This window comes from Echinicola sediminis, from assembly GCF_054777495.1.
The window spans coordinates 20329-27500 of the sequence record NZ_BAAHAP010000029.1 but is presented as its reverse complement, the minus strand read 5'-3'; the positions used below and the strand labels follow the sequence as shown (position 1 = coordinate 27500).

Sequence of the window (7172 nt, the reverse complement as noted above, 5' to 3'; positions counted from 1 at the left end):
CCTGGCAACCATATTATACTTGGGTGCGAGGAAGTCAACTACTTTTCCCTTGCCTTCATCTCCCCATTGTAGGCCTAAAAGAACGTCCATATTCATTTTATATCGTTAATAAGTCTAATTGTTGTTCGTAAAATTCGCCGTGAAGTTTGCAATAACAAAAAAAAATAGCAACCCAATGCTACTTTTTTTATATCATTTAGATGTAAAACCTCATTTCAGCACATCATTTCAATTTTTCTCGGGCATCTTCCAAAGAATCGTACACCGTAAATATATTGTTGAGTTTGGTAATGATGAGCAACTTTTTCACATGCTCTGATGGAGAGGCCAAAAACACTTCGCCTCCGGCATTTCTCATCTTGGTCAACATGGTTATCAATACCCCTATTCCGCTCGAGCTGATATACCTCACCTCTTTAAGGTCAATAATACAGGTTTTGATTTTGTCATTAACGGCGTCGGAAACAATTTCCACCAATTTTGGACCGGCTTCATCCCCTATTAAATCTCCTTTTAGTGATAAAATGACACTATCACCTTCTCTTTTTGAGCTATATGTTATTTTCATACGGTCAGCTTGTTTTCACAATCCTTCTTGTTGCAATTTCCGTACAAAATTAAGGAATGATGAAGAATATTAAAATTTAAAATTTCGCCCACTGTATTTTGTATATTCTGAATCCTCGGATCGCAAAACTCTACCACCTTATGACACTCTGTACAGATAAGATGGTCATGCTGCTTATAACCATAGGATTTTTCGTATTGCGCTAGATTCTGACCAAACTGATGCTTGGTAACCAGATCACACTCTACCAACAAATCCAATGTATTGTAAACGGTCGCTCTACTAACCCGGTAGTTTTTGTTTTTCATACTGATATAAAGGGACTCAACATCAAAATGCCCTTCTCTACCATATATTTCTTCAAGAATAGCGTAACGTTCGGGGGTCTTTCTTAATTTTTTATTTTCAAGATAAGCAGTAAATATTTTCTTTACCTCTTCAAATAGCGTCTCATTCAAAGCCATTTCCTGTGTCTATTTTTTTTTTACAAATATACACTTCTTATTTAGAAAAGATTCAAATAAGCCAATGCATATTAATCAAACCTGGTAACTTTAATGACGCCGGGTACCAAGGAAAGGTTATGGATCAAATTATCCAGGTGATTTGTGCTGTGTACGTATAGCTTTATGGACCCCTCAAACAAACCACTGTCCGAATCAACGGTAATGGAGCGCATATTCACCTTCAATTCATCTGAAATCACCCTGGTAAGGTCATTGATCAAGCCTACACGATCTGTTCCTACAATTTTCAGCCCAGCCAAAAATGCTATTTCCTGCTGAGAGGTCCAGCGGGCCTTAATGACCCGGTTACCGTGATTCGACAGCAGCTCAAGGGCATTGGGACAACTGGTACGGTGAATTTTAATCCCTTCATTGACGGTAACAAATCCAAATACATCATCTCCGGGAATCGGAATACAACATTTAGCCAATATATAATCCACTACATCCATATCCTCCCCAATCAACAGCTGATCATGGTCTGGCCCTTTGAGGTTTTTGATCTCTTTGGTAAATGAGGATTCATCGACAACGTTCTGAAGAGGGCTTTTCCCTTTTTTCTTTTTGTTCTGCTTGAAATCCTTAAAACTCTTGATGGACGTCGGATCAATAAGTCCCTTTCCTACTTTGAAATAGAACTCATTAGCCGTTTTGGTTTCAAAAAAGGCCCTAAGCTGTTCCACAACCACCGAGGAAAATTCCATTTTCATCTGACGGAGCTTCCGCTGGACAATTTCCTTCCCATCCATGATCAACGATTTCTTCTCATCTTTCAACGCATCCTTGATCTTGGCCTTGGCCCTGGAAGTAATGACCGATTTAAGCCAATCTTCGGAAGGTTTCTGCTTATTTGAGGTTAAAATCTCAACCTGGTCACCGTTTTTCAGCTTATGATTGATGGGCACCAGTCGTTGATTGATTTTAGCTCCAATGCACTTTGCCCCCACTTCTGAGTGGATTTCAAAAGCAAAATCCAATGCTGTGGCACCAAATGGCAGAACTTTAAGATCGCCCTTGGGAGTAAAGACAAAAACTTCGTCCTGAAAAAGATTCCCCCTGAAATCATCCATAAACTCTATGGCTGAACCATCGTTGGATTCCAAAAGTGTCCTCACCTGTGTAATCCAATCATCCAGTCCAGCTGTACCTTTTTGATGATTGACGTCTTTTTCTTTGTATTTCCAATGAGCAGCATACCCCCTTTCTGCAATATCATCCATCCGCTTGGTCCTGATCTGAACCTCTACCCACTGCCCGGTATTACTCATTACAGTAGTGTGCAGAGATTCGTATCCATTTGCACGGGGAGTGCTTATCCAATCCCTCAGCCTATCTGGATTAGGGCGATAAAAATCAGTAACTATTGAATAAACCTGCCAACAATCTGCTTTTTCGCTCTCATCTTCTGACTCCACAATGATCCTGATGGCAAACAAATCATACACTTCCTCAAAAGGTATGTTTTGCTTTTTCATTTTGTTGTAGATAGAATAAACAGATTTAGGCCTTCCTTTCACATTGAATTGAAACCCCTGGGTTAAAAGCTCGCGCTCTATGGGGGCGACAAAACTTTTAATGAACTTGTTCCTAGACAGCCGTGTCTCCCTGATTTTGCCTACTATGAATTTATAGGTTTCCGCATCGGTATATTTAAGATAAAGATCCTCCAACTCGGATTTTATCGCATACAAACCGAGGCGATGGGCCAAGGGAGCATACAGGTACATGGTTTCCGAGGCTATTTTCAGCTGCTTGTGCCTGGGCATACTTTCCAGCGTCCTCATATTGTTCAGCCTGTCCGCAAGTTTGATCAGGATCACCCTTACATCATCAGAAAGGGTAAGAAGCATCTTTCTGAAATTTTCGGCCTGCTGGGAACTACCGTATTCAAAAACACCGGAAATTTTTGTTAACCCATCAATGATTTTGGTCACCTTAGGGCCAAACTCTCTCTCAATGTCCTCCAGTTCCCATTCGGTATCCTCCACCACATCATGCAGCAATGCGGCCACTATACTTGTGGTCCCGAGCCCTATTTCTTCTACACAAACCAAGGCCACTTCAAGAGGGTGATAGATATAGGGCTCACCGGATTTACGGCGCATCTCCTTATGAGCCTCACTCGAAACATTGAATGCTTTCTTTATAATCTTGGCATCCCCGCTTTTCAAAAGCGGCTTTGCCAGCCTTAAGAGCTTCCTATACCGCTTTAATATTTCTTTTCTTTCTACCTCTAAATCTATATTAATCATATTTTCTATCGAAACTAACACTAGCTTCAAGCTTATTTTTCCTGATCAATTGAAATTACTAATTTCTGTCTTTTTTCAACAAAAGCCCAGAGGACAAAACAACATTCTATCAACTTCAACCATTATAAAATTAATCTCCTTGATTTTTAAGCACTTAAATTTCATCCCATTTTTTATTTTATATTTTTTCTTCCCAGGTATTGCATCTTCAAGTTTCCTTATTACCTTTGCATCCACATTAGAGAAGCAGATGTAAGCAACATTTCAAAAGTAGAAAGGGCTTTCATCACTACAGCAAAGCGGATGTGGCGAAATTGGTAGACGCACTAGACTTAGGATCTAGCGCCGCGAGGCATGGGGGTTCGAGTCCCTCCATCCGCACTATTCAACCAGCCCTCAATCCCGAACCATCACCCTAATGCCGATTTATCGGTGAGGGAAGGCGTCGAGGTTGAGGGTTTTCAGTTTATAGCAAAATTTAATCAATACAGCCTTGGAAATCAAACTAGACAAGCATTCTACTAATCAAGCTTCAATTAAAATTAATTTAAATGAAGCAGATTATCAACCTAAAGTTGATGCCAAACTAAAAGACTACGCCAAGAAAGCCAATATCAAAGGTTTTCGACCTGGCAAGGCTCCTATTGGAATGATTAAGAATCTTTACGGAACGTCTGTTCTAGTTGAAGAAATCAACGGAATTCTTTCCTCTTCATTGAACGATTACATCAAAGAGCAGACCTTTAAGATCTTGGGCGAGCCATTGCCTGTAGTTGAAGATGCTGACGCTATCGACTGGAAAAATCAGAAAGAATTCGAATTTGAATATAAAATAGGTTTCGTTGAGGACATCGAAGTCACTTTGGACAAAACCATCAAAGCAACTGACTATACTATAAAGGTGGACAAGAAGGCAGTGGAAGAAGCCATCACCAACCTGAGACGTCAGTACGGAAAAATGACCAATCCTGAAGTAAGCCAAGAAGATGACTTCTTGTACGGCGATCTTAAGGCTGCTGACGGTTCGTTTGAGAATTCACTATCTATCCCTCTTTCTAAAATAGATGGACGATCAGTTAAAAAGTTCATCGGTGTAGAAAAAGGAGCTGTCATTGAATTTGATCCTTCTAAAGCCATCAAGAGCGACTTGGCGGAAGTATTAGGTGTAAGTGATGAAGAGGCTGCCAACATTTCCGGCAACTATTCATTCACTGTTCAAAACATCAACAGAACAGAAGATGCTGCTTTGGACCAGGAATTCTTCGACAAGGTGTTTGGCCCTGAGCAAGTAAAAACCGAAGAGGAGTTTGTTGCAAAAGTGGAAGAAATCCTTGGAGACAACTACAACAAAGAAACCAAGGTATTCAACGAAGAAAAAATAAAGGAAATCCTTGTTGAAAAATCCAAGGTAGAGCTTCCTGAGACCTTCCTAAAAGAGTGGTTGTTGAAAGCCAATGACGGAAAAGTGAGTGAAGAGGACGTGGAAAAAGAATTCCCGATTTATGCCAAACAATTGACTTGGTCACTTATCTCCAATAAGATCGCTGAGGAAAATGAAATCAAAGCGGAACATGAGGATGTGATCGCCAAAACGCAGGAAATGGTCAGAGAACAATTGGCAGCATCAGGACTTGGCTCACAAATGGAGGAAAACATGGACATGTTTGTCAACAATTACCTCCAAGGAAATGAGGGCCAGAATTATATGCAGATGCTGACGGCCGTTCAAAATGACAAGGTCCTCGGATTAGTGAAGGAAAAGATCACGTTGAAAGAAGAAAACATAGATGTTGAGAAGTTTAAAGAGCTTATCAAAAACTAATTCTGACAATTAATCGTTAATAAAAAGTCCTTTTCTAAGGGCTTTTTTTATTTTTGTACTAATTCATAAAAAATACGATATGATTAACAAAGAGGAATTCAGAAAATATGCCATCCATAACCAGGGTGTGAGTGGTACCGCTTTTGACCAATATACCCATCAAATCGAAAACATGACCCGTTCGGTAATCGAAGAGAGGCCTACCAATTTCCGCGAAATTGATGTATTCTCTCGACTTATCATGGACAGGATCATTTTTCTGGGCACACAAATCGATGACCACATCGCCAACATCATCACTGCCCAGTTGCTATTTTTGGAGTCAGTGGATTCCAAAAAAGACATTCTTCTTTATATCAACAGCCCGGGAGGATCGGTATATGCCGGTCTTGGAATATATGATACCATGCAGTACATCAACCCGGATGTAGGAACCATCTGTACCGGTCTTGCGGCTTCAATGGGCGCCGTGCTTTTGGCTGGCGGTGCCGCATCCAAAAGAGCCGCTCTTCCTCATTCCAGGGTAATGATCCATCAGCCATTGGGAGGAGCCCAAGGACAGGCCTCCGATATTGAAATTACTGCTAAGCAGATTTTGTTATTGAAGCAGGAGCTTTATGAGATATTGGCTTCTCATTCTGGAAAAGACATAGAACAAATTGAAAAAAATTCAGACCGGGATTATTGGATGAAAGCCAAAGAAGCCAAAGAGTATGGCTTGATTGACGAAGTATTGACTAGAAAGAAATAAAAAATGGCTCAAGTAACGTGTTCCTTTTGTGGGAGAAATAAGAAAGATGTTGACCTGATGGTGTCGGGAATTTCTGCTCATATTTGTAATTTCTGCATTGACCAAGCATTTCAGATCTTGGGAGAAGAGGAAAAGACCAAAAAGCAGGAGAAAAAGCCAAAGTTTAAGCTGAAGAAACCAAAGGAACTCACTGATTATCTTAATCAATATGTCATTGGCCAAAACGAAGCCAAAAAGGTACTTTCTGTAGCCGTTTACAATCACTATAAACGACTCCTTCAGAAAAACAACAGCGATGACGAAATCAAGATTGAGAAATCAAACATCATCATGGTGGGAGATACGGGAACAGGTAAAACCTATTTGGCCAAAACACTGGCCAAAATCCTGGAAGTACCTTTCTGTATTGCTGATGCTACCGTATTGACAGAAGCAGGATATGTAGGAGAGGATGTGGAAAGTATACTCACGCGCCTTCTCCAGGCTGCAGACTACAATGTCGAGGCTGCCGAAAGAGGAATTGTCTATATCGATGAAATAGATAAGATTGCGAGAAAATCCGATAATCCATCTATTACAAGGGATGTAAGTGGTGAAGGCGTCCAGCAAGCCATGCTTAAATTACTGGAAGGAACTACAGTAAATGTTCCACCTCAAGGAGGCAGAAAGCATCCTGATCAAAAGATGATTGCAGTAAATACTGAAAACATCCTTTTCATTTGCGGAGGTGCTTTTGATGGAATTTCAAGGCATATTGCCAACAGGCTTAATACACAGCCTTTGGGCTTTAGCAAAAAGACCGAGCACGAGTTGATTGACAGGAACAACCTATTGCAATATGTCACTTCACCGGATCTCAAGTCATTTGGGCTAATTCCTGAGTTAATAGGCAGATTGCCCGTGTTGACCCACCTGGATCCACTGGACAAGCATACCTTAAAAAGAATTCTGACAGAGCCCAAAAATGCGCTTACCAAGCAATACATTAAGCTTATGGACATGGAAGGGGTTAAGCTGGAATTTAATGAAAGTGGTATTGATTTCATCGTAGAAAAGGCAGTTGAGTACAACCTGGGGGCAAGAGGCCTTAGGTCCATCTGCGAAGCAATCATCACAGATGCCATGTATGAACTCCCCTCTGACTCGGATGTCAAGGAACTGGTTGTTGACAGAAAATACGCCCAGGCTCAGTTTGACAAATCAAAATTCAAAAAATTACAAGTGGCTTAGTGGTAACAATTAAGCGCTTATTGAATAACCTGCAATCAGTAAA

General features: G+C 40.7%; 7 protein-coding genes and 1 tRNA gene (1 of these 8 running past the window's edge). 4 read left to right on the top strand and 4 right to left on the bottom strand.

The annotated features are described in order from the left end of the window. From ACYVAA_RS09760 to ACYVAA_RS09745, 4 genes are all read right to left on the bottom strand, one after another. On the bottom strand, nucleotides 1–96 hold the 5' portion of the coding sequence (locus ACYVAA_RS09760) for an adenylosuccinate synthase (protein WP_460541018.1). The gene continues 1176 nt to the left of window position 1, outside the view; the window shows 96 of its 1272 coding nt (coding positions 1–96); the start codon lies at nucleotides 94–96; its stop codon lies off the left edge, out of view. Nucleotides 97–223: 127 nt separating this feature from the next. Beyond that, the gene (locus ACYVAA_RS09755; protein ID WP_460541016.1) at nucleotides 224–568 is read right to left on the bottom strand and encodes an STAS domain-containing protein; all 345 of its coding nucleotides are present in this window, start codon (nucleotides 566–568) and stop codon (nucleotides 224–226) included. Beyond that, nucleotides 565–1032: a Fur family transcriptional regulator gene (locus ACYVAA_RS09750; RefSeq protein WP_460541014.1), complete on the bottom strand. Its 468-nt coding sequence runs from the start codon at nucleotides 1030–1032 to the stop codon at nucleotides 565–567. Before ACYVAA_RS09750 ends, ACYVAA_RS09755 begins: the two co-directional genes overlap by 4 nt. Before the next feature lie 71 nt (nucleotides 1033–1103). After that, a complete protein-coding gene (locus ACYVAA_RS09745; RefSeq protein WP_460541012.1) occupies nucleotides 1104–3326 on the bottom strand; it encodes a RelA/SpoT family protein in 2223 nt (740 codons plus the stop codon). A gap of 299 nt (nucleotides 3327–3625) precedes the next feature. Between ACYVAA_RS09745 and ACYVAA_RS09740 the strand changes: the two genes are divergently transcribed. From ACYVAA_RS09740 to clpX, 4 genes are all read left to right on the top strand, one after another. Next, nucleotides 3626–3707, top strand: a tRNA-Leu gene (locus ACYVAA_RS09740). A gap of 112 nt (nucleotides 3708–3819) precedes the next feature. Beyond that, a complete protein-coding gene (tig, locus tag ACYVAA_RS09735; protein WP_460541010.1) occupies nucleotides 3820–5148 on the top strand; it encodes a trigger factor in 1329 nt (442 codons plus the stop codon). 79 nt (nucleotides 5149–5227) lie between these two features. Then, nucleotides 5228–5899, top strand: coding sequence for a ClpP family protease (locus tag ACYVAA_RS09730; RefSeq protein WP_460541008.1), 672 nt, complete (start codon nucleotides 5228–5230; stop codon nucleotides 5897–5899). Nucleotides 5900–5902: 3 nt separating this feature from the next. Next, the gene (gene clpX, locus ACYVAA_RS09725) at nucleotides 5903–7129 is read left to right on the top strand and encodes an ATP-dependent Clp protease ATP-binding subunit ClpX (protein WP_460541005.1); all 1227 of its coding nucleotides are present in this window, start codon (nucleotides 5903–5905) and stop codon (nucleotides 7127–7129) included. Nucleotides 7130–7172: the final 43 nt, after the last annotated feature.

Bases quoted from the DNA above. Each gene is read 5' to 3' on its own strand.
- ACYVAA_RS09755 (WP_460541016.1), bottom strand. From the start codon at position 568: ATGAAAATAACATATAGCTCAAAAAGAGAAGGTGATAGTGTCATTTTA.
- ACYVAA_RS09750 (WP_460541014.1), bottom strand. From the start codon at position 1,032: ATGGCTTTGAATGAGACGCTATTTGAAGAGGTAAAGAAAATATTTACT.
- ACYVAA_RS09745 (WP_460541012.1), bottom strand. From the start codon at position 3,326: ATGATTAATATAGATTTAGAGGTAGAAAGAAAAGAAATATTAAAGCGG.
- ACYVAA_RS09730 (WP_460541008.1), top strand. From the start codon at position 5,228: ATGATTAACAAAGAGGAATTCAGAAAATATGCCATCCATAACCAGGGT.
- clpX (WP_460541005.1), top strand. From the start codon at position 5,903: ATGGCTCAAGTAACGTGTTCCTTTTGTGGGAGAAATAAGAAAGATGTT.